General features: G+C 58.1%; 20 protein-coding genes. 11 read left to right on the top strand and 9 right to left on the bottom strand.

Going from position 1 to position 22,288, the window contains the following annotated elements; translation table 11 throughout:
- Positions 1-177 precede the first annotated feature (177 nt).
- The 10 genes from GF1_RS03810 to mobB all read left to right on the top strand — a co-directional run bounded on the left by GF1_RS03810 (position 178) and on the right by mobB (position 12,859).
- Positions 178-1,383, top strand: a complete 1,206-nt coding sequence (locus GF1_RS03810; RefSeq protein WP_267928290.1) for an ABC transporter substrate-binding protein — start codon at positions 178-180, stop codon at positions 1,381-1,383.
- On the top strand, positions 1,380-3,830 hold the full coding sequence (locus GF1_RS03805) for a cache domain-containing protein (RefSeq protein ID WP_267928289.1): 2,451 nt from the start codon (positions 1,380-1,382) through the stop codon (positions 3,828-3,830). Before GF1_RS03810 ends, GF1_RS03805 begins: the two co-directional genes overlap by 4 nt.
- Positions 3,827-4,498, top strand: coding sequence for a response regulator transcription factor (locus GF1_RS03800; protein ID WP_267928288.1), 672 nt, complete (start codon positions 3,827-3,829; stop codon positions 4,496-4,498). Before GF1_RS03805 ends, GF1_RS03800 begins: the two co-directional genes overlap by 4 nt.
- A gap of 195 nt (positions 4,499-4,693) precedes the next feature.
- Positions 4,694-6,562 carry a 4Fe-4S binding protein gene (locus GF1_RS03795; protein WP_267928287.1) on the top strand — a complete coding sequence of 623 codons (1,869 nt, stop codon included), beginning with the start codon at positions 4,694-4,696 and terminating at the stop codon, positions 6,560-6,562.
- Positions 6,559-7,203, top strand: a complete 645-nt coding sequence (locus GF1_RS03790) for a TorD/DmsD family molecular chaperone (protein ID WP_267928286.1) — start codon at positions 6,559-6,561, stop codon at positions 7,201-7,203. Before GF1_RS03795 ends, GF1_RS03790 begins: the two co-directional genes overlap by 4 nt.
- A gap of 205 nt (positions 7,204-7,408) precedes the next feature.
- Complete coding sequence (locus tag GF1_RS03785) at positions 7,409-7,606, top strand: hypothetical protein (RefSeq protein WP_267928285.1); 198 nt, start codon at positions 7,409-7,411, stop codon at positions 7,604-7,606.
- 12 nt (positions 7,607-7,618) lie between these two features.
- Positions 7,619-10,417, top strand: coding sequence for a formate dehydrogenase subunit alpha (locus GF1_RS03780; RefSeq protein ID WP_267928284.1), 2,799 nt, complete (start codon positions 7,619-7,621; stop codon positions 10,415-10,417).
- 22 nt (positions 10,418-10,439) lie between these two features.
- Positions 10,440-11,027 (top strand): formate dehydrogenase FDH3 subunit beta, encoded by a 588-nt coding sequence (gene fdh3B / locus GF1_RS03775; RefSeq protein ID WP_267928283.1) that lies wholly within the window; start codon positions 10,440-10,442, stop codon positions 11,025-11,027.
- A gap of 223 nt (positions 11,028-11,250) precedes the next feature.
- The gene (locus GF1_RS03770) at positions 11,251-12,123 is read left to right on the top strand and encodes a formate dehydrogenase subunit gamma (RefSeq protein ID WP_267928282.1); all 873 of its coding nucleotides are present in this window, start codon (positions 11,251-11,253) and stop codon (positions 12,121-12,123) included.
- Positions 12,124-12,208: 85 nt separating this feature from the next.
- A complete protein-coding gene (mobB, locus tag GF1_RS03765; protein ID WP_267928281.1) occupies positions 12,209-12,859 on the top strand; it encodes a molybdopterin-guanine dinucleotide biosynthesis protein B in 651 nt (216 codons plus the stop codon).
- On the opposite strand, the gene GF1_RS16370 is transcribed toward mobB, so the two are convergent.
- From GF1_RS16370 to trxA, 9 genes are all read right to left on the bottom strand, one after another.
- Entirely contained in the window at positions 12,846-13,127 is a 282-nt protein-coding gene (locus GF1_RS16370; RefSeq protein WP_353740447.1) for a 7TMR-DISMED2 domain-containing protein, read from the bottom strand. The genes mobB and GF1_RS16370 overlap by 14 nt on opposite strands.
- A gap of 213 nt (positions 13,128-13,340) precedes the next feature.
- Positions 13,341-14,159 carry an ATP-grasp domain-containing protein gene (locus GF1_RS03760; protein WP_267928280.1) on the bottom strand — a complete coding sequence of 273 codons (819 nt, stop codon included), beginning with the start codon at positions 14,157-14,159 and terminating at the stop codon, positions 13,341-13,343.
- A gap of 8 nt (positions 14,160-14,167) precedes the next feature.
- Positions 14,168-17,107, bottom strand: coding sequence for a transporter substrate-binding domain-containing diguanylate cyclase (locus GF1_RS03755; RefSeq protein WP_267928279.1), 2,940 nt, complete (start codon positions 17,105-17,107; stop codon positions 14,168-14,170).
- A 617-nt stretch (positions 17,108-17,724) separates the two neighbouring features.
- Complete coding sequence (locus GF1_RS03750; RefSeq protein ID WP_267928278.1) at positions 17,725-18,633, bottom strand: nucleoside recognition protein; 909 nt, start codon at positions 18,631-18,633, stop codon at positions 17,725-17,727.
- Positions 18,634-18,659: 26 nt separating this feature from the next.
- Positions 18,660-18,893, bottom strand: a complete 234-nt coding sequence (locus tag GF1_RS03745) for a hypothetical protein (RefSeq protein ID WP_267928277.1) — start codon at positions 18,891-18,893, stop codon at positions 18,660-18,662.
- Position 18,894: 1 nt separating this feature from the next.
- Positions 18,895-19,203, bottom strand: a complete 309-nt coding sequence (locus GF1_RS03740) for a hypothetical protein (protein WP_267928276.1) — start codon at positions 19,201-19,203, stop codon at positions 18,895-18,897.
- A gap of 10 nt (positions 19,204-19,213) precedes the next feature.
- Positions 19,214-19,825: a FlgO family outer membrane protein gene (locus GF1_RS03735; RefSeq protein WP_267928275.1), complete on the bottom strand. Its 612-nt coding sequence runs from the start codon at positions 19,823-19,825 to the stop codon at positions 19,214-19,216.
- Positions 19,826-19,861: 36 nt separating this feature from the next.
- Positions 19,862-20,443 (bottom strand): hypothetical protein, encoded by a 582-nt coding sequence (locus tag GF1_RS03730; RefSeq protein ID WP_267928274.1) that lies wholly within the window; start codon positions 20,441-20,443, stop codon positions 19,862-19,864.
- Between the two features lie 270 nt (positions 20,444-20,713).
- A complete protein-coding gene (gene trxA / locus GF1_RS03725) occupies positions 20,714-21,154 on the bottom strand; it encodes a thioredoxin (protein ID WP_267928273.1) in 441 nt (146 codons plus the stop codon).
- Positions 21,155-21,433: 279 nt separating this feature from the next.
- Here trxA and GF1_RS03720 point away from each other — a divergent pair, with 279 nt between their 5' ends.
- Positions 21,434-22,285, top strand: coding sequence for a PHP domain-containing protein (locus GF1_RS03720; RefSeq protein ID WP_267928272.1), 852 nt, complete (start codon positions 21,434-21,436; stop codon positions 22,283-22,285).
- The last annotated feature ends 3 nt before the right edge of the window (positions 22,286-22,288 follow it).

The raw sequence follows: 22,288 nt of genomic DNA, 5'->3' as shown, positions 1-22,288 counted from the left end.
TGCCGGGCCCATCCGGAGTATCATGAATCAGTCCACCGTCCGGGTATTTTGGGTAGTGGGAGGAAAACAAATCTGGTACAAGTTTGCCATGCGAAATTTTGCATTCCAGTCTGGAAAGCACAGCACCCCATCCTCGGCCAGCTGACAATGGGCAACGGAACAGGACATCCTGAAACCATGTGGCATACCGTTTTGAACCAGAAAAAGGCACCGGGAAAAAGGGCGCGCCACTACCGCGCCTGGCTGCTAGCGGGCCTCCTTTTTCTAAGCCTTGCCACCATGGCCATGGCCCGGACCGGCGACTCCCTTCCGCCGCTGGTTCTTGGCCAGTCCTGCGCGCTCAGTGGACCGGCCAAGAACCTGGGCCTGGAGATGCGGGCCGGGCTCCAGGCCGCCCTGGCCGAGATCAACGACGAAGGCGGTATCAGGGGCCGGAATATCGTCCTCCTCAGCCGCGACGACGGGTATGAACCGGACCGGGCCATCCGCAACACCCTGGAGCTGATCCAGAGCGATCAGGTCTTCCTCCTCATCGGCGAAGTGGGCACCCCCACTTCCAAGGCGGTGATCCCCATCGTCGAGCAGTACCGGATCCCCTTCTTCGCCCCCTTCACCGGAGCGGAGCTTCTGCGGACCCCGTTTCGCCGCTACGTGATCAATGTCCGGGCCAGCTACTACCAGGAGATGGAAAAACTGGTCTCCTACCTCACGGACCAGAAAAAGATCAGCCGGATCGCCTGCTTCTACCAGAACGACTCCTACGGCTTTGACGGCCTCAAGGGTATCGAACAGGCCCTCAGGCGCCGCGGGATGGAACTGGTGTCCCGGGGCAGTTACGAGAGAAACACCATCGCGGTCATGGGCGGGCTGCGGGAAATATACCGGGCAGAGCCCGAGGCCGTGATTCTGGTGGGGACGTACGCGGCCTGCGCTGAATTCATCAAGCTGAGCAAAGCCAGGAACAAGAGCGCGCGGATATTTGCAAACATCTCCTTTGTCGGCACCGAAAGCCTCAAACAGGTCCTGGGACCCCATGGCGACCAGGTGATCGTCTCCCAGGTGGTACCCTACCCCTGGGACATCCGGATTCCCCTTATCCGCCAATACCGCAACGCCATGCACAAGTACCAGCGGGACTACCCCATCGGCTTCATTACCCTGGAAGGCTACATTGCCGGCAAACTTTTTGCCGCCATTGCCAGGGCCGTACCCGGTGAACTCACCCGGGAAAAATTCATCGACACCATGGAAAAGATCGGCCGCTTCGATCTCGGTGGCGTGGTGCTGGATTTTGGCCCGACCGACCACCAGGGCATGGAGTCCATTTACCTGACCACCATCTATCCGGCGATCCAGAAGGTACAGGACGGAGAGAGGCGATGAAGGGGAAAGATATGCCCGCAACGAGACGGCGTCCCTCCCTCTCCTATGCCCCCTTCCGGGCCTCGCTCCTGGTCATTCTGGCCCTGGCCTTTTTTATCGGCATCTTCTGGATAATCAACGAGTATCAGACCTACCGGGAAAGCATCGCCAATATCCGCCACACCTACCGGGAGCTGTACCAGGCCCGGGTACGGGAAGAGATGGACAACATGCTGGGGTTCATCGTGCACCGCCGCTCCCAGGCCGACATGCGGGTTGAAAACGAGCTCCGGGAGAAGGTCCGTACCGCCTACACCATCGCCTCGCACATCTACCGCATGTACCGGGAGGAAAAGAATACTCCCGAGCTGCGGGCCATGGTGGCCGAAATCCTCCGCCCCATCCGCTGGAACAACGGCCGGGGCTCCTATTTCGCCGGCCGCCTCGAGGAGGGTACCATTGACCTCTTTGCCGACAACCCTTTTCTTGAAGGGTTAAAGATCGGGCGGCTTCCAGACGGGCAAGGCCGCTCGCTGCCTCCGGAAATCATCAGGATTCTCCGGGACAAGGGTGCCGGGATCTACCGCTACCGGTTCATGAAAGAAGATGTGGGGGACAGAAGTTTTCCCGGCATTCTCTTTGTCAAGTATTTCGCTCCGTTCGACTGGTACATCGGCGCCGCCGTATCCAACGAGGCCATGGAACACCTCCTCCAGGAGGATATCCTCTCCACCATCCAGGACATACGCTTTGACGAAGACGGGTTCATCCTCTGCTTCCGCTTCGACGGGACCATTATCAGTCATCCGGAGAAAAAATTCATCGGCCGATCCATCACCGATCTGGTCGGCAGCCAGGGAACACCCTATGGCCGGGCCATGCTGGAGGCCGCCCTGAAACCGGAGGGGGAACATTATATCCACTACCAGATGAACCAGGGAGGTTCCAGAAAGAGCGGCCAGCGGCTCAGTTATGTCCAGGCCTATCCGGACTGGAACTGGATCCTGGCCACCGACATGTCCATGGCATCCATGGAAAAGGCCATTACCGAGGAAACCCGCACCTATGTGACGATTTCCTTTAAAAACGTCTTCATCTTCATCGGCCTTTTTGCCGTGGCGGTCCTCTTTCTTCTGGGCCTGGCCTACTATCATTCAAGCAAAATCAAGCACGGTATCAGCCTGTTCACCGACTTCTTCCGCAAGGCAGCCGACAACCAGGTCAAGATCCGGGACCAGGATCTGGCCTTTGCCGAGTTCGAAGACCTGGCCCGGCTGGCCAACACCATGGTGGACGACCGGATCCAGAAGGAACGCATCCTCCGGAGGGACGAACTGCGGCTCGACACCCTGCTCCAGCTCGGGATGATGGAGGGCCATGATATCCGGGACAAGTATGATTTTGTTCTCCACCGCATTGTCCAGATCACCGGCTCTGCCTCCGGCTACATCGCCCTGGTCAACAACACCCAGACCCATGCGACCCTGTGCTCCCGGGTCACCATCCATACCGGGCAGTTCGGCCTGGGACCGGATGATAACGCCGCTCCCAGGTCCGTTGAAGAAGGCGACCTGATAGGCACCTGCGTGCTGAAGAAAAAGCCATTCATTCTCAATACCACGGCCCAGACCAACCGTTTCCCGGCCTATCCCTACAGCCGACCGGTGCGTCGTCGTCTGGACGTGCCGATCAGCAACGACTCCAGAGTGGTCCTGGTGGCCGGGGTCTGCGACAGCAGTCGCGACTACGACAACTCCGACATCCGGCAGATGACCATGCTGCTGGAGGGCATGTGGCTCCATGTCCTGAAGATCTGTTCGGAAAAGGAGCGAGCCATCCTGGAGAGACAGGTGATCGCCATCAGCGAGGAGGAACGGAGCAGGATCGGCCGCGACCTGCACGATGATCTAGGCTCCCACCTGAGCGGGGTGGAACTTCTGAGCAAGGTCCTGCAGCAGAAGCTGGAAAAAGAGGTCCCGGCCGAGGCCGAACAACTCGGCGCCATCCGGGAGCTGATCCGGGAGGCCATCGAAAAAACCCGTCGTCTCTCCCGGGGGCTCTACCCTGTCCATATCAGAGAGTATGGCCTCAAGGCGGCCATCGAAGAACTGGTGGTGGAGCTGGAACAGCTCTTCCCGGTCCGGTGCAGCCTCTCCATTGATCCGCAGGTGGAAGAAGTTGCCACCAACCAGGCTTCCCATGTATACTACATCATCCGCGAGGCCATGTTCAACGCCGCCCGGCATGGCCGTCCGGAGAAGATCGAGATCATCGTCCGACGCGAACATCTCCACCTGTCGGTGCGCATCATCGATAACGGGAAAGGTTTTGCGGAAAAGGACAGCAAAAAAGGCATGGGGTTGCACACCATGCAGTACCGGGCCAAGGCCATCGGAGCCAGCCTGAACATCGAGCCCGGCCCGACCGGGGGCACGATGGTAACCCTTGAGGGAAAGGTGTTCAAGTGAAAACAAAGGTTCTCATTGTCGATGACCATCCCATTTTCCGCATGGGCATGCGCGAGCTGCTCAACCAGGAAGACGATTTCGTGGTCTGCGGACTGGCGGCGGACATGGAAGAGGCCCGCAGGGCGCTGGCCGAGCAGGAAGTGGACATGGCCATCATCGACATCACCCTGGCCGATGACAACGGCCTGGAGCTGATCAGGGAGATCCGCAGCTCCGGCCGCGACATAGCGATTCTGGTCCTGTCCATGCACGACGAAACGGTCTGGGCGGAGAGGGCCCTCCGGGCCGGCGCCCGCGGCTATATCATGAAAAAGGAGGCCTCCGAATCGGTTATCTGCGCCCTGCGCAATATCCGCAAGGGCCAGATCCATGTCAGTCCCGGTATGGTCTCTGTTCTGCTGGACAGGATGCACCAGGGTTCCAGGGACCAGGGAACGTCCACGGTGGACCTGCTCACCGACCGGGAACTGGAGGTATTCCGCCTCATCGGCAGCGGTCTCTCCACCAGGGAGATCGCCCTGCAGATGAACCTGGGCATCAAGACCATCGGTACCTATCGAGATCGCATTAAGCAAAAACTGGGCCTGAAAAACGGTACCGAGCTGACCCGCCGTGCCGTCCTATGGGCCGAGCAGGAATCGCTCGGCCCCAACGATTCCACCCTGTAGGTAAAAACCCTACAAATAAATCAGTCTTGAACCTACAGCAAAAAAAGCTTCCTCCTGATTTATTTCCTTGCGCCATTAACTAATAATATATCTGTTGGTAACAGGATATAATAAACCCGTGAAACATGGCAGCAGGCCAGATATCTTCCGGCCGGGCTCCACAGTTTTCTGTCTCTTCCAGAGGATGAACCGTACATGAAACAGTATTCAGCATACCTGCTGAAGTATGGCAAGGGAGCAGATCCGGTTTTTTCCACGGTTCCCGCGCCGCAATATCCAGGCACCCCCTTTACCTGTCCCGGCAACAAAGAGCGCGACATTCTCCTGGCCGGCGGCTTTCCCGCAATCCATCCCGATTCTCCCTTTCCCCTGTCGCCGACCCTGCAGGTCAACGGTGACCTGGGAAAATACAGCCAGGCCGAGATGACCACCCGGGCCCGGGCCGAACTGACCCGCCAAAGCAGCCAGTCCTTCCGCTCCTATACCCTGGACCCGGATCCCAGGGTGGCGGTTCTCGCACCTGAAGCCTCGAAACTGCGCGACTTTGTTGATCGATACGGCGGGGTCCTGGAGATCGAGCCCCTGCTGACCCGGGGCAGCGATCCGGATTTTGTCACGGTGGACGACCTGGAGCTGCGTAGCATCGGCCGGGAGAATCACCTCTCCTTCCGGGTTAGAAACCCGATCGATCCACAGAAATGCACCTACTGCGGAGAATGCGGTCCCGTCTGCCCGGAGCATTGCCTCTCCGAACGTCTCTTTCTGGATCTTGATCGCTGCTCGTTCTGCGGGCAATGCGTCACCGTCTGTCCCCAGGCGGCCATCGATCTCCACGGGGTAGAACAGAGAGAACTTAGGGTACCGGCGGTTCTCCTCCTTGAAGGCACCGGGATCTCCCGGCCTGAAAAGGCCGCCACTATCTTCACCGAACAGGAGCTGGACCGGCTCTTTGCCTCTATCTATGCCGCCCAGGTGGAGGAAGTGGTTGGTTTCGATCGGTCGATCTGCCAGTACAGCGCGAAACATGACGGCGGCTGTGACGCCTGCATGGCGGCCTGCGGCCACGGCGCCATCTCCAGGCAAGAAGACACCATTCATATCGACCATCTCCTCTGCGTGGAATGCGGCGATTGCCTGGCGGCCTGCCCCACCGGCGCCCTGCAGTACCAGCGGTTTCCCGACCGGGAGTTCGTGGAGTACTTCGGCTCCATCGAACTGCAGCCCGGTACCACGGTTGTCATCGGTCCCGAACAGGACCTGCACAGCTTCTGGTGGCACAACCGAAACCGCCGATGGGAAGGAGTTTTTTTCCTGGAATACCCGCTGGTTGAGGCGCTCACCGCCATGCATTTTCTCTATCTCATGGCCCGCGGTGCCGGCCGGATCCTGCTCCTTGGACCCGGGACAGGTCCCGTCAGGTCCCTGGCGGACCAGATCGAGCTCACCAACCATGTAGCCGCCCAGTTGCCGGAGAGTCCTGTTTTCATCCAATGCACCTCGCCCGCTGAACTGCCGGCCCGACTGGACCTGCCGGCTCCGGCCCGCTGCAGCCTGTACAGGAACCCTGGTTTCATCAACCGTCGACATAAGCTGACCGACCTGCTGTACTTCCTGGTTACGGAACACGGGCTGGACACCATCCTTGAGGGACCTCCCTTCGCCCGCTTCGGCCGGATTGCCTGCGACCAGGACCGGTGCACCCATTGCCTGGCCTGCCTGGGCGAGTGCCATATCGAGGCCCTGAGTGCTGACAGCGGCAGCTTTACCCTCAATCATCTTCCAGCCCTCTGTGTCCAGTGCAACGCTTGCGTGCAGGTCTGTCCGGAAAAAGCGCTTTCCGCATCACCCGGGCTGGGCCTGAAACCTGACTTTTTCCAGCCCGAAGAACTGACCAGGGCTGAACCACTCACCTGCAGCCTTTGCGGCAAGGTCTTCGGCACCCGGAAAAGCTTTATGAAGGTCATGGCTGTGCTCCGATCCCGGGACCTGCTGGAAGACAACAACCTGCTGGAATACTGTGAAGACTGCCGAGTGATAAAACTCTACGAACAGGGAAATCAATGACAGACGTAACCGACAGGGAACTGGGGCGGATCCGGCTGCGGTTCCTGGATCTGATCAAATCTTTTTTCATTGATGAACCGGATGCCGAACGTATGAGCCGCTGGCGGGGCATCGTCTCGGCCCTGGCCGGCGATGTGATCAATCCGGCTTTTGACCAGGCGGTCCGGAGGCTGGGGGAACTGCTCGAAGAGAAGACCCTCAAGGAGATCCAGGATGAGTACTATCATCTGTTCATCGATCCAACCAGTGAAGACCAGATCAATACAGTGATGTCCTACTACGTGGACGGGCGCAGCTTTGGTCCCAGCCTGGTGGATTACCGTGATTTCCTTCAACGCGCCGGTATTGTCAAGGACGAGTCGGTCAAGGAGCCGGAAGATTCCCTGGTCCTCATGCTCGATGCCCTGGCTACCCTTATAGAGGAACAGACAAAAAAAGAACGCGATACCGCTTTGTACCAGGCCACCCTGCTGCACCGCTTCCTCGATCCCCTGTGCCAGGGCTTTACCGGGGCGCTGCAGGCAACCGGCCAGGCTCCGTTCTATACGGCCTGCGGCGATTTTCTCAGGGGATACCTGATCCTGGAGAAAGGGCTCCTGGACAAGGGCGAAACCCCGGCTGAAAACCGGGAGGAGAGATAGTTGATGTCAGCTGGATGGGGCCGATGTCCTTCATTCCACCTGTCGTCCGAAGACATGGCTCTGAAATTCCGCCTCTTCTCAAGACGCCGACACAGGGCACAGGCACTTGTCGATTCAGAGTAAGGTGACCGGGACAACGGACAAACCATATCAACGGGTTGATGACGCAGTGGACGTGTCCAAACCTGAAACAGGAGGATCAAGTATGCAACAGAGACAGGATGATTCCAGACGATCGTTTCTCAAATCACTGCTTGCCGGCTCGGCCGTGGCCGCCGGCGTGGTGACGGCATCCCGGCCGGCCCGGGCGACCCGGACCTCCGGGAGCCGGCAGGTACAGGACGAAGTTCTGTACCGGGAAACAGCCGCCTTCAAGGATTATTACAAAACACTCAGGTCATAAGGGAGGGGTACCATGGCCAGAAAAAAAATCTTTACCAGTTCCACCTCGGTTCCGGGGAACAGTTCTTCCCGGATCACGCTCAACCCGAAACTTGCCCGCCGTTCGTTTCTCAAGCTCTCGGCGGCCACAGCGGCCCTCACCGGCGCGGCAATGACCACAAAACTGACCGCGACAGCCTCGGCGGCCACAACAAAAAAAGCAGCCTACCCGGGTTCCAAGAAGGTCAAAACCATCTGTACCTACTGCTCGGTTGGCTGCGGCATCATCGCCGAAGTCCAGAACGGGGTCTGGGTCCGCCAGGAAGTGGCCCAGGATCATCCCATCTCCCTGGGCGGGCACTGCTGCAAAGGTGCCGGCGCCATCGACATGGTCACCAGTGAAAAACGGCTCAAGAGCCCGATGAAAAAGGTCGGTGGCAAATGGCAGAAGATCTCCTGGGATCAGGCCATGGACGAGATAAGCAAAAAGCTGCTCGCCATCCGGGAAAAGGACGGTCCCGACGCGCTGCACTTCAACGGTTCGGCCAAGGTCTCCAACGAGATGGCCTACCTGCACAGGAAATTCGCCGCCTTCTGGGGGTCCAATAACATTGACCACCAGGCCCGTATCTGACACTCCACAACGGTGGCAGGTGTCGCCAACACTTGGGGTTACGGGGCAATGACCAACAGCCTGAACGATATCAGGCATGCCAAATCCATGATCTTTATCGGGTCCAACGCGGCCGAGGCCCATCCGGTGGCCATGCAGCACATCCTGTATGCCAAGGAGGTCAACAACGCGCCGCTGATCGTCGTCGACCCGCGCTATACCAAGCTTGCCGCCAAGGCAACCGATTTTGTCCGCATCCGTCCGGGTACGGACGCGGCCTTCATGATGGGGCTCATCAACACCATCATCGAGAACAACTGGCACGACAAGGAATTCATCAGGACCCGGGTAGCCGGCTTCCCGGAAATGGCCGCTGAAGCCGCCCATTACACACCCGAGGTCGTTGAGGAAATCACCGGTATTCCCGCATCGGAGACCAGGCGCATCGCCAAGCTGCTGGCAACCAACCGGCCCACCAGCCTTACCTGGTGTATGGGTGGAACCCAGCATCATATCGGCTCCTCCATAACCAGGACCTTCTGCATCCTGCAGCTGGTTCTCGGCAACATGGGCAAGTCCGGCGGCGGAACCAATATCTTCCGCGGCCACGACAATGTCCAGGGTGCCACCGACATGTGCATTCTCTCCCATTCCCTGCCGGCCTATTACGGCCTCAAGGACGGTTCATGGAAGCACTGGTGTCGGGTCTGGGACGTGGACTATGAGTGGATCGTGTCCCGGTTCAAGGAAAAGAAATGGATGAACAAAAAAGGATTCACCCTGTCGCGCTGGTTCGAGGGTGTCATCCAGGAAGAGAAGATTGAACAGTACACGCCCATCAAGGCCCTCATCCAGTGGGGTTGCGGTGTGAGTTCCAACTCCATGTTCCACAAGGTCAAGAAAGCCTATGACCAGCTCGATCTCATCGTGGTGGTGGATCCCTTCCCCACCATGGCCTCGGCGCTGAGCGACAAGGACAACATGTATCTCTTGCCCAGTTCCAGCCAGTACGAAACTTCGGGCTCGGTAACCTCGACCTCGCGTCAATTCCAGTGGCGTTTCAAGGTGGTTGACCCGATCTACGATTCCAAGGATGATTACCAGATCATGGAAGAGCTGGTGAAGCGCCTCGGGTTTGCCGACAAGTTCTACAAGAACATCAAACAGGTACCCGAAGATATCACCCGCGAGCTGGGCCGGGGCTCTCTGACCATCGGGTACAACGGTCCCACACCCGAGCGGATCAAGAAGCATACCGAAAACTGGCATACCTTTGATATCGACACCCTGCAGGCCAACGGTGGCCCGTGCAACGGGGAATACTACGGCCTGCCCTGGCCCTGCTGGACCGAGGAACATCCGGGTACCCCGATCCTCTACGATATCTCCAAGCCGGTTGCCAAGGGTGGCCTGCCGTTCCGTAACCGGTTCGGCCTGGAACACACCTACTCCATGAGTGGCCGGACAGAAAACCAGCTGGCCGCCAAGGGTGTGGCCAACCCGGGCAGTGAGGTCATGGGTGGCTATCCGGAGTTCAAGGATATCGTTCCAGGAACCAACTGGAAGACCGACCTGTCCCAGAAAACCATCAAGGAAGCGATCAGGCGTGGCATGGCCCCCTTTGGTAATGCCCGGGCCCGCTGTGTGGTCTGGACCTTCCCTGACCAGGTACCCGTCCACCGTGAACCGCTGCACTCGCCGCGGCCGGATCTGATTCCCAAGTATCCGACCTACGAGGACAAGCCAAACCATTACCGGGTCTTCACCAGGTACAAGAGCGAGCAGAAACCCGGAATGTCCAAGGACTTCCCGCTGGTACTCACCACCGGGCGGATGGTCGAGCACATGGGAGCCGGAGCGGAAACACGCAGCAACAAGTACCTGGCCGAGCTGGCCCCGGATATGTATGCGGAGATCAATCCGAAAACCGCCAACGATCTGGGGATCCGCAACGGTGAGATGATCTGGATCGAATCGCCGGAAGGTGGCAGGGTAAAGGTCATGGCCAAGGTTACCCAGCGGGTGGACGAGGCCACGATCTTCATGCCCTTCCATTTTGGCGGCATGCTCATGGGTGATTCCCTGCTGGATAAATATCCCAAGGGACATGAGCCTTATGTTATCGGCGAATCGGCCAACACGGTCACCAACTACGGCTATGATATCATCACCCAGATTCAGGCGACCAAAGATGGACTCTGCCGGGTCAAACGTGCATAAACCCTTTCGGAGGTATGAATAAATGGCACGAATGAAATTTCTATGCGATGTGGAACGCTGCATCGACTGTAACGGCTGCGTGATTGCCTGCAAGGAAGGCAATCAGGTCCCGGTGGGTGTCAACCGCCGCCGGGTCGTCTCGATCAATGAAGGCAAACCCGGAGAAAGGTCCATCTCGGTCTCGTGCATGCACTGCGCCGATGCTCCCTGCATCGCCGTCTGTCCGGTGGATGCCATCTACCAGCGGGACGATGGTATCGTCCTGGTGAACAAGAAGACCTGCATCGGCTGTGGCTACTGTTTCATGGCCTGCCCCTTTGGAGCGCCGCAGTTTCCCAGTGGCCAGGTCTTCGGGGCCCGGGGCGCCATGGACAAATGCACGTTCTGCGCCGGCGGCCCGGAGGAAACCTTCAGCCGCGAGGAGCGCAAGCTCTATGGCCAGAACCGGATTGCCGAGGGCAAGGTCCCTCTCTGCGCTGCCATGTGCGCCACCAAGGCGCTGATGGCCGGTGACGCCGATGTGGTGGCCGATGTCTTCCGGGAACGGGTGGTCAAGCGTGGCTCCGGGGCCAAAGCCTGGGGCTGGGACAAGGCGTACAAGGAAAAATAACCCGTTCCATCAAGACCAGCGGCACCGTTCCAATGGGAAGGGTGCCGCCTTTGCCTGAACCAGATTCCACTTTCCGGGCTGTGCCCCTGCGACAGGGGAATCGGTACCCGGATGGAGCGACGGACCGATGGACCAGGAGCCGATTATTTCTCCGGTTCCTGGTTCACCGGGCTTGATCTTTGCCTGAGTTTCAGACCAACCCTTATTCAACTGGAATATCCAGATGAGGATGAAAACATATTCTCTTTCCATTGGCGCCGGTTTACTGGTTCTGGTAACCGGCTTTGTCTATGCCGGGAGCGTGCAGCTGCTGAGCGGATTCGGTTCAGCGCCATCCACCGCCTCCCTGCATCAGTTCAACCAGCTCATTACCGGTGACTGGCAGGTCTATGGTCAGCAGTTCACCAACCTGCAGGCCTTTCTCTTCAACCGTGCCTTCCTGCTCATTATCACCATCGTGCCCACGGTTTTCCTGCTCCACTACCTCACCATCGGCCCCAAGGTCTTTGCCCACGATGGCGACCAGGTATACTACTTCAGCCTGTTCACCAGGATCATTCACCTGATCGGAGCCGTCTCCTTCTCCCTGCTGGTGATCACGGGCCTGATGATTATCTTCGGCAAGTTTTTCGGCGGCGGCACCCCGGTCCATACCGCCAGGCTGGTCCATATTGCCTCGGCCGCCATTCTGGCAGTGGATGTGCCGATCATGTTTGCCATCTGGTTTGTCGACATGCTGCCCCGCCCCTATGACCTGGCCTGGTTCCTCATTCTCGGGGGCTACCTGAGTAAAAAGAAAAAACCCGTTCCGGCCGGCAAGTTCAATGCCGGGCAAAAGATCTGGTTCTGGTTGTGCACTCTGGGCAGCGGTGGTATGATGTACACCGGTTATCTGCTCTACACCTTCCAGGGCCCGGTGGACCAACTGCGGCTCATGGTCATTATCCATAACTTTCTCGGCATGGCGCTGGTGGCCTTCTTTCTCACCCACCTCTACATGTCGCTTTTTGCCATCAAAGGCTCAATCCAGAGTATGATAACCGGCTACAAACCGCGGGAGGAAGTGGAGATACTGCACAGCCGCTACAAGATCTGAAACGGCAGGTCATTCTCCTCCAGCTTCAAAAAAACACCAGGCGGACCCCCAAGGGGGCCCGCCTTTTTTCCTACGGAGAATGGATATGCCGCCCATCGTCACCTTCATCGGCTGGCACGATTCAGGCAAGACAACCCTTGCCAGCCAGGTTGTTGCCCATCTCAAGGAGCGCGGATACCGGATCGCGGTGATCAAGCATACCAAGGAAACCGGTATTGTCTTTGATCAGCCGGGAACCGACACCTATACATATCTCCAGGCCGGGGCCGATTCCATTACTCTGATCGCCCCGGACCAGATGGTCATGCGGACGGAAAATCCCGGCATGGATCTGACCACCCTGGCCTTTCGCTTCTTTCCCGATGTGGATATGGTGATCGGCGAAGGATTCAAACACGAGCGACAGGTGGCCAAGATCGAGGTGGCCCGCGGGGAGGGCGAGCTACTGCGCAACCAGGTCAACGGCGTGATCGCCATTGCCACCGACCGGCCGGTGACCGGCGACTATATTTTCCGGCTCGACGAAAGCAGGGAAATCGCGGAGTTCATTGAAAAGCGTTTTCTGCAGGACCGGGATAAAAACCAGGAGAAAGTTACCCTGCTGGTCAACGGCTCCCGGGTGGTGCTCAAGGATTTTGTCCAGGAATCCCTTGCCGCCACCGTGGCCGGTTTTGTCTCCACCCTGAAGGCCACCGACAAAATGGGCGAAATCGAACTACGGATCAAGCTCGACTGATCTCCGGGCCATTCCCGGCGGCCCCAAGGGAGTGAAATGAAGATGAACAGGTTAGAGAGCGCCATGACCAGCATGATACCTTGGTACATTCCCAGGCCAAACTGGGCATCATGGTCTCTCGTCCAGAACGGTTGTTCGTTCCCAGGATCATGGGAAAAAACATGGCGCTTTCGGTCTCGATGCGCGCATACCAGGTATGGGTCCCCGGAGGAATGGATATTCGGAACAGAAAATTGCGGTGTTGCACCTCCCTGGTCCCGAAAGGCAGGGCGCAAGCACCAGGCCCGGATTTTCCGGCTGCAGAACCACGACCTCCCCGGCCGACGCCCAGGAAGGCAGCCAGAGCAGGAGCTGTAACCAGACAAAAAAAGCACCAAGAGCCAAAAAGTCCCTCTTCCCTCGGAAAATCGTAACGTTTTTTTCTATCAGAGCAAAGAGTCTGCCGGCGTGGTGTCCCGGCCCGAAGATTCCAGGAAGCGGTTCACCGCCGTCTCCAGCAATTCCTGGTAGCCCCGGCTGCCGTCCAGTCCCTTGCGGCCAAAGGTATAGTTGATCTCCAGAAAAAGGGGCTGATCGCTTCCCGGGGAAAGATAAGATCAAAACCGGCCAGATTGATTCCGGTCCGCTCGCATAACCGGGCCACCTGCTCCCGGCCGATGGCCTGGAGCTCCGGATCACTCTCCGGATCGATTTCGCCGCCCCGGGCCACGTTTTTGTAAAACCCCGGATTGATCCGCCAGTAGCTCAGAACCTGGTCACCGATGATCACCACCCGCAGGTCCCGCTCCACCCGGCCCACATACTCCTGAATCACGAACCCGTGGTATCCCTCATTTTCCAGTTCCTTGAGACGGTGAACCACTTCAGCCAGTTCGTCCCGGCTGCGGACAAGCCAGGTGTGGGATCCTTCCCCACCGGAACTGGCCTTCACCACGCAGGGATAGAGGGGCTGGATCGCGGTGTAGTCCATGGCCGGATGATCATGCTCCAGGGCCTCGACCCGGGGATAGATACGGGTCTCGGGATGGGGCACACCCAGGCTCCAGAACAGCATGGTATCCCCCACCTTGCCCTCCCACCGGAACCGCAGGTCATAGTTGGGAAAAACCGCCGGGCAGTGGTAGCGGACCAGATAATAAAGCTCCCGTGCCACAGTCTGCGGCAAAAGAACCGCCCGGGCTTCCCGGACCCACTCGAGTTCCCCGGGCCCCAGGCTGCCGCGCTCCCAGATAAAACGATCACCGGGAAGGGTGGGATGAAAGGAGAGCACCACTCCTTTTCTCTTCCGGTCCCGCTCCATGGCTGCTCTCACACAACCCGGACCAGCCGCTTGTGGCGGTATTGCCGCACCTGGTTGCGCCCGCCTTCCTTGGCCGCATACAGAGCCTGGTCCACCTGCTGGATCAGATCCTTGCCGGTACATTCCTCGTCATTGTACTCGGCCACCCCGAAGCTGGCAGTCATGTGGCCGACTTCCGGGAATTCATGCTCGCTGATCTCCCGGCGCAGCACTTCTGCCAGGGTCATGGCACCCTTGAGATCGGTATCAGGGCAGATAATCAGGAACTCCTCCCCGCCCCACCGGCCGAGAATATCCGTCGTGCGGATGGTTCGACCGATGATGCGGGCAAACCCGACCAGAACCTCGTCACCGGCAAGATGGCCGTAAGAATCGTTAACTTTCTTGAAGTAGTCGATATCGACCAGGATCACTGAAAAAACCTGGTGGCTTCGTTTGAAGAAGGCCAGCTGGGCGTTGAGAATATCATCAAGCTTGAGGCGGTTGTACACCTGGGTCAGCCGGTCGGTCACCGACAGAACCTCAAGTTTGTGGTTGTACTTGTTAAGCGCCCAGTAGCGGTAGAGCAGGAACAGGCCCACCACCCCGATACCCGAGAGAATCTTCCACAACAACTTGTAATCAATACCTTTTTCATACTTGACAGAGATCCATCGGTTCAGTATCTGCTGCTGTCGTTCCGGGGCAATGGTTGCCACAGCCTTGTTCAGGACAGAGAGCAGAAGCGGTTCGTCGTTTCGCACTCCCAGCTTGAGCTCCAGGGTTTCATCGAACTTGCCGGCAATCTTCAGGGTACCCACATACTGGTTCTGGATCGCATAGCCGATGGTCGGCAGGGTATCGATAAAGCCGTAAAGCTGCCCCTGCTGAACCTGATCCAGGCCGTCGGCCACCGACTTCACATCGACGATCTGCATCTCCGGGTACCGGTCGCGCAGGGATTTACCAAAGGCATAGCCCCGGACCACACCGAACTTCCTGTCGTGAATGGCGGTAATATCGGGCACGAACAGCTCCTCGGTCCGGGTGGCCAGAACCAGGGGCAGGTTGAGATAGGGAATGGTGAAATCAAGAAATTCCCGTCGCTCGGGGGTCTCCAGGGCCAGAGTGAGAATGTCGCACTTCCTCTTCCGGGCAAATTCAATGCTCTGACTCCAGCTGGTGGTGGGGACTAGCTGGATCGGGATTCCCAGTTCCTTCTGGAAAATTTCCACGTAATCGGCGGCAATTCCGATATGATGCCCCTCTTCCATGCGTTCCAGCGGCATACGATCCGGGTCGATACACATGGAGATACTGCCCTTGTTTTTCAGCCAGCTGGACTCGATGGTGGTCAGGCTGACCTGTTTGCCGACGTCCCCTTCCCTGGCCGCGGTCTCCCGAAACCAGCGGTCCTGGAGACGAAGAATCTCTTCGCTGGAGAGCTGGGCCATGGCCTGGTCAAAGATCGTCTTCAGCTGGGAGAGATCTTCCCTGACCCCTATACGCAGGGTGGTTTCCGGGAAAAGCGCATCCCCCACCAGGGGGGTGATGACCAGATCCTGGAAAAAATACTCCTCCATGTAGTAATTGAAAACCGCATAGTTATCAAAGGCGGCATCGGCCCGCCCACTGAGCACGCTCTGCATGCTCATGATGGTGTTGTCGGTAAGCAGAAGGTTGATATCGGAAAAACGCTCGCGCAGACGGGCCACGAAAGGAGTTCCCCGGACCACGGCCAGGACCTTGCCCCGCAGACTCTCCAGGTCGGAAAAACGGTCCCTGCTGCCCCGGCTGAGCAGGGAACTCACCGTGTTAACCATGCCACGGTCCGTCAGCAGCAGATCAGGCGGGCTCCCGTCAAGCGGCTCCACCAACCCGACCATGTCGATGCCCTGCTCCGAAAGCTGGGGAGCCATCCTCTCGGACTCCACCGGCTCCTCCTGGGGAACAAAGTCGAGCACCAACCCCAGCTTGGAGGCCAGGAGCCGTAGATAATCGTTGACATAGCCGCTGACCTCGCTGCCCCTGACAAAACTGAAGGGCGGAAAATTTTTCCTTGTCAGGACCCGGACGGTCGGATGTTCCTTGAGGAAAACCAGATCCTCGTCGGTCAGGGCCAGCTTGACACTTGCCTGGTGGTCGACGCCCATGAACCGGGACAGCCACTTGCGGCTGAGCTGCTGCATGGCCTCGTCCGGGACGGCATCCATTGCCTTTTGCAGGAGCGAATGGAACAGGGACCAGTCGTCACGGACTGCGATGTAGAGGTCACTGGACTCCCAGCCACTGACCTCGGCCCGGGCCGCGATCTTGAGATTGGTGAGCAGAAGTTTCTCAAAAAGATAGTTCACCGTGAAAAAATCCTCGATGAGGGCATCGGCCCTGCCATAGGCCACCGCTTCCATGGCCTCACCGGTGGACCGCATCTCCAGTATCCGTATCCCGGGATAGCTCTCACGAATAAAGGTGGTCAGAGGAAGCGAGGCCGGCATGGCCAGAATCTTGCCCTCCAGATCATCCAGGGAACGGATGGTGTTGTTGGTGAACTGGGTGACGATCATGTAGCGTATGGAGTAGTAGCCGGTGGTGAAGTAGGAGAACTGATGCAGGTCACCGGTTATGTGGCACGTGTGGAGCAGATCGATCTCCCGTTTCTGCAGACGCTCCACCAGCCGGTCCCAGTCGCCGCTGATGACCTGAACCTGAACTCCGATAATCTTGGCCAGCAGACGAAGGTAATCGATGGAAAAACCCTGGGCCTCGCCATCCTCGTAGAAGTCGTAGGGTGGGCGGGAAATCTGGTTGGATATGCGGATGACCGGATGTTGTCTGATAAAGTCCTTTTCTTCGGGGGTAAGCAGCAGACCGGAGCCGTCGGGGTCAGATGACGTTTCGACGGGAACCCCGGCTGACGAACCGGGAGCGGCCTCGCCCTCATGGGCGCACCCCTCCCGCTGCTGTGCCACAAGCAGGAAACAGAGGGCCAGAAAAAGAAAAAAAACGATCCTGTATCCAGACCGCGATATATCACGTCCCACAAGACAGAGATCACAGAAACAATTCAGTGTCATACCTTTGATAATAGCACAAAACAGGAGTACCAATCCAACAACAATTGTTCTTTTTCTCTCCCTGCCGAGCCTTGGCCTGCAAGCATTGTCCTCAAGCCAGTTCCGCCGCAACCATACCGTAACTCATCACAGCCACCCCATCTTCGAAGTCTCCCTCCGGTCGCTTATCTGCACGGTCGCGGCTGTCCGCATAGAGGGTGACACCAGACACCGCTTCGCTGTTACGCTGTTATAGCGGACAGCCACGACTGCACAGCGAAGCGACCGGAGGGAGACCGCGAATCTGGGGCACCTGAGGCGAGTTACATTTTTTCCCTTTAAATATCGATCTGGTGCGTACCCTGTGACCAGATACACCATACCCGCCACAACATGGTTGCGCGTAGCGGATTCAAGAGGCTGAAGAACTCCGATGATAAAGGCCGCCGACCGGAATGGATAGCAGGTTACCGGCAAGACCTGAGGGAGAGTGCGGAGCAAGGGGCCATGCGCCGGACAATCGTTCCTGAAAGTCAGCGGGGAATGGACTCGACCGTCTGGTGGGGTACAAGCCGGCGGTCAAAGAGCCGCAGAAGGACAAAACTGAAGAGAAAGGCAGCGATGAGGCGGACCGTGACAATGACCCAGTAACTGGCGCCAAAGAGGACAAAGAGCAGGGCATCCTCGATGATAGAGTGGCAGATCATGAGAAATGTGGCGATATAGAAGACATTCTCCCGGCTCAGGTGACCATCGTTGACCTCCCGGATCAGGATACCGGCCCCATAGGTGATACCAAGCAGCTGGCCGACAATGATGGAAAAGGAAGTATTGACCTTTCGGGTATACTCCTGCATGAACCGGGTGGATTTCACCCAGTCCATGACAAAGATGATCAGGGTAATAAGACCGATGATCTTAAGGGACAGGAGCAGCGATCCGCCAAGCGATCCCCTGAGCATCTGCAGGAAACTGTCGTACCGGGCCAGGGTCACCGGGCCGGAGGTTGCCTGATCCCCGAAAAAGGAATCCGGCATCAGCATCACCGGCCCGACACTGACAAAGGCCATGATGACCCTGAGCAGGGCCGAGTACCAGTAGGCCACGCCCAGTTTCCTCATCACCGCCGATTCCACGGGGAGGGAATGGCAGACGCCAAGAAAAACCGCCAGGATGGTCCACTGGTAGGGACTCAGCCCCAGGGGAGCGGCAAAGGCAATGGCCGCGTACAGGTTGAGGAACACGCCTCCGGCTATGGCCATGGCCGCCTCGGCGGGCAGCTGCAGGACCGAGGTCACCGGCGCAAAGAGAAAGGTGATGTGCCGCAGAAGGTCGAAGTAGAGCAGAATGTCGGCGAGAATATAGAGGGGAATGATCAGTTTGAGGATGAGGAAGCCACTGCGCAGGGCGGCGCGCAGACTTTCCCGAAAGGAAAAACCCATGGTAATTCTCCGGGCCCGGCAACAGTTCAGCTGTTGCGTTTGGTACCCCTGTAGGTGAAGGCCTTGGCAATCATCTTGTAGAAGCTGCCCTTGTCGATGCCGATATCCTTACCACAGCTGCAGTACACCCGGCCATCACGGATTTGGGCTCCGAAGATTTTTTTTATCCGGTCCTTGTGACAGCGAAGGACCTCACCGGGCCCGATCTTGTCATAACGCCAGAGTTTTCGCTTACAGGCAGCGCAGCGGATAATGAGCATATCAGATCTTCTGGTGGATCCGTTCCAGTTCCACGGGATCGGCAAACTTATGGACCCGGACCTTGCGGCTCCGCGGGAACTCCCGCTTGATAAGCGTCTTGAGCAGCCGTGGCAGATCATCGGGGGCGACTTCCATTTCCTGTTCCACATACCCCCGTTCCCGGACAAGAACCCGGCCGTTTTCACGACAGATCAGGGCAACAGTACGGTTCCGCTTGTAAGACATCAGTTCGATGCCACCCGGGGGTGCCATCCTGCCAAGGAGGCGCAATACATGGGTCCGCAGGGAGTCAATATTAACAAGCGACACGAGACATCCGTCAGAAATAGAGAATCCTGTCCAGCAGGGAGCGGGACGGCGGAGTGATCTCCTCCATGTCCTGGAATTCAAAGCCCAGCATCCGCAGGGTATTCTCATCCAGACACAGCCGTCTGTCCCAGGTGGCGAGAATGGTCCGGTCGGTGGGGCGGACCAGGTGGACCGACAGGTACAGAAGCCGGTTGCTCAGAGTGTAGGTTCCCACCACCACGGCCTGGGCCTGCTGTTTGCGGGAAAGCGTTTCCAGGTCACGCGACAGCATGAATTCCCCGGCCCCGGAACGGACCAGCAGGTTGTTGCGGAGCTTGAGCTCCCGGACCGTGAAACCCCGGCGGACGAAACCGGAGGCCAGGTGATTCTGCAGACTGCGGCCAAAGGATGAGGTCTGTTCCAGGTTATTGTTGTCAACAATGGTTGTGACCAGGATGGGCTGGCGTGGATGCAGAGGAGGAGAGGCACCCGATATCAGGGCATCGCTGATCTCCCGCCCCAGGCCGACAAGATCAATTCCAGATCCCAGAACCTGTTCAAATGGCGTACAGTTCAACTTGCTGCAGCCACCGGCAAGCATCAGCAGGCCCACTCCGACGAGCAGCCATCCCTTTCGTTTCATCCGCCGCAACCATATCATCTTGGGGACCATGATACCTTACCTCTGGGCGCTGATCAACTCGATTTCAGTGGCCGGCGGAGCTGCCTGATACTGCCAGAAATCCGGGTCGTCGATGTAGTAGATATCGGAGCGGTGCATGAGATACCGGTCGTCGCTGACGATGGACGTGGAAATGACCACTTCGTACCTGCCGGTATTCTCGTAGGTGGAGGTGGCGACGTCGGCGAACATCGAACCCAGCAGAGCAAGATAGTCGGACGGAACATACCGGAGAACAGTGATACCGCTGCCGAGCAATGTCAGCATCCCGGGCCAGACCTTCTGACTTATATTGCCGCTGTCCCGGTGATTGATCACCTGGACCTTGTATTCCACCACCAGGCCGTTTTGTCCCGGGCTGTTCAGTGTCGGCACTCCGAACTGGACCAGTCTCGTTACCAGGAGATCGTGAAATGCCTCGTCAAAGGGTGCGGCGCCGGAGAGATCACCTTGCCGCTCGCCGGAGCCGGGGGAGCGGACATAAACCGGCGTTTCAAGGTATCCCTGCCGGATTAACTCGTTGTTGATCTCGTTGGCCACATCCAACGCCAGGACATCCCAGTGATGGACCGCCTGCATTTTACGCTGCTCGGTAGCAGGATACCCGACCGGCTGAGGAGTATGGCTGCAGCCGAAAAGAAACAACAGAACAACAAGGGGAAAGATTCGCATAACAGACATAGCGCCCTGACCTGTAGAGGCTTTAAAAAATGATGGAGATTGCTGGACTGTTATCTCTTTCGGCAGGAATTGCGTGAAACTGAAGAACTTTTTCCTCCTGCTCCCCTCCATGACCCGACAGAAGTAAAAAAAGCCCGGTCCGGAAAACTCCGAACCGGACCACGGGGATCAGAGCAAAACGTTGAGCCGCTGTTCGATCTCCTGCTGGGGCACAGCGCCCACCAGTTGATCCACCACCTGGCCGTTTTTGAAGAACAGCAGGGTGGGCACCCCGCGGATCTGGAACCGGGACGCGGTCATCTGATGGCGGCTGGTGTCGAGCTTGCCGACAATGGCCCGGCCGGCGTAGTTCCGGGCAATGTTGTCGATGACCGGCGCCAGCATCTGGCATGGCCCGCAGGTCGGGGAATAAAAATCCACCAGAACCGGCAGCGATGAACCCGCGGTCACCTGCTGGAAGTTATGGTCGCCAAGCTCGACCACGGTGCCAGCCGCACCCGCCGGCAGCGGCTGGCCGCATCGGCCGCATTTGGGTCTGAGATGGGCCTTGGCGGCTGGAATCCTGTTTTTCGCCCCGCACGCAGGGCAGACCACTATGGTATCTGGCATGATTTCACCTCCTGTTCCTGTCATAAATCCATGACGTCGAAATCCTCTTTAAATCAGTTGGCTCGACAGGTACCTGACTGTTTCGAGCCGCAAAGACAGTGCCCGGTTATGGATTGCAAATCCTCTTTTGAGCATCACAATAAGCATTTTTCCCAGGTTGTCATCACACCCCGCCCTTTTCATTAGTTGATTGCATTAACCTGGCGTCATGATTAGATTAGCAGTGATACGCAGTGCTGCCATGGGCACAAGCTGCCAACCGTAACTTTTTGAGATACCATGTGTATTGACCTCCACCTCCACTCCACTTTCTCCGATGGCACCGCCACCCCCGAAGAGCTTGTCCAGATGGCCGCAGAGCGCAATCTCGGTGGCATTGCCCTGACCGATCATGACACGGTGGACGGGATCGAACCGTTTATGGAGGCGGGAAAAAGACACCATGTCAAGACCATAGCCGGTATCGAAATCAGTGCCCAGCACCGCGGATTCTCCCTCCATATCCTGGGATATGGCCTGGACACAAGCTGTGATTCCCTGCACAGCTGGCTTGACCGGGTTCAACAGGGACGGATCGAACGCAACCGGAAAATTCTCCTCAAACTGCGGGAGCTGGGACTGAAAATAGAAGACCGGGAACTGGACCATTTCTCCTTTTGCGGCCAGACCGGCCGGCCCCATATCGCCAGGCTGCTGATGGAAAAGGGAGTGGTCAGAACCATGGACCAGGCCTTTAGCCAGTATCTGCGCCGGGGCAGGCCCGCCTGGTGTGCCCGCTTTGCCTACACGGCCGCTGAGACCATCTCCATGATCCACGAGGCGGGCGGGGTGGCGGTCCTGGCCCACCCGGGTCAGATCGACGCCCGGATACGCATACAGCCGCTGCTGATTCGCGAACTGGTGGAACGGGGCCTGGACGGACTCGAAGTGGTCTATCCCGGCCATGGAAAAAAAATCCAGAAAGAGCTGACCCGGCTGGCCCACCGGTTTGACCTGCTGATAACCGGTGGCAGCGATTACCATGGCGGCAACCGGCCGGGCAGCAACCTGGCCGGCAAAGACGGCTTCTGCCCACCCTACAGCCTGCTGGCGGAACTGGAAAGACGACTCTTTGCCGCCGCAACTCCATAAAGG

Origin of the sequence: Desulfolithobacter dissulfuricans, from assembly GCF_025998535.1 — a bacterium.
Taxonomy (GTDB): Bacteria; Desulfobacterota; Desulfobulbia; order Desulfobulbales; family Desulfobulbaceae; genus Desulfolithobacter; species Desulfolithobacter dissulfuricans.
This window is presented reverse-complemented; position numbering and strand designations above follow the sequence as displayed.

Excerpts from the sequence above, each read along its gene's own strand:
- GF1_RS03810 (WP_267928290.1), top strand. The coding sequence starts at position 178 with ATGTGGCATACCGTTTTGAACCAGAAAAAGGCACCGGGAAAAAGGGCG.
- GF1_RS03805 (WP_267928289.1), top strand. The coding sequence starts at position 1,380 with ATGAAGGGGAAAGATATGCCCGCAACGAGACGGCGTCCCTCCCTCTCC.
- GF1_RS03795 (WP_267928287.1), top strand. The coding sequence starts at position 4,694 with ATGAAACAGTATTCAGCATACCTGCTGAAGTATGGCAAGGGAGCAGAT.
- GF1_RS03790 (WP_267928286.1), top strand. The coding sequence starts at position 6,559 with ATGACAGACGTAACCGACAGGGAACTGGGGCGGATCCGGCTGCGGTTC.
- GF1_RS03785 (WP_267928285.1), top strand. The coding sequence starts at position 7,409 with ATGCAACAGAGACAGGATGATTCCAGACGATCGTTTCTCAAATCACTG.
- fdh3B (WP_267928283.1), top strand. The coding sequence starts at position 10,440 with ATGGCACGAATGAAATTTCTATGCGATGTGGAACGCTGCATCGACTGT.
- GF1_RS03770 (WP_267928282.1), top strand. The coding sequence starts at position 11,251 with ATGAGGATGAAAACATATTCTCTTTCCATTGGCGCCGGTTTACTGGTT.
- mobB (WP_267928281.1), top strand. The coding sequence starts at position 12,209 with ATGCCGCCCATCGTCACCTTCATCGGCTGGCACGATTCAGGCAAGACA.
- GF1_RS03760 (WP_267928280.1), bottom strand. The coding sequence starts at position 14,159 with ATGGAGCGGGACCGGAAGAGAAAAGGAGTGGTGCTCTCCTTTCATCCC.
- GF1_RS03750 (WP_267928278.1), bottom strand. The coding sequence starts at position 18,633 with ATGGGTTTTTCCTTTCGGGAAAGTCTGCGCGCCGCCCTGCGCAGTGGC.
- GF1_RS03745 (WP_267928277.1), bottom strand. The coding sequence starts at position 18,893 with ATGCTCATTATCCGCTGCGCTGCCTGTAAGCGAAAACTCTGGCGTTAT.
- GF1_RS03735 (WP_267928275.1), bottom strand. The coding sequence starts at position 19,825 with ATGAAACGAAAGGGATGGCTGCTCGTCGGAGTGGGCCTGCTGATGCTT.
- GF1_RS03730 (WP_267928274.1), bottom strand. The coding sequence starts at position 20,443 with ATGCAGGCGGTCCATCACTGGGATGTCCTGGCGTTGGATGTGGCCAAC.
- trxA (WP_267928273.1), bottom strand. The coding sequence starts at position 21,154 with ATGCCAGATACCATAGTGGTCTGCCCTGCGTGCGGGGCGAAAAACAGG.
- GF1_RS03720 (WP_267928272.1), top strand. The coding sequence starts at position 21,434 with ATGTGTATTGACCTCCACCTCCACTCCACTTTCTCCGATGGCACCGCC.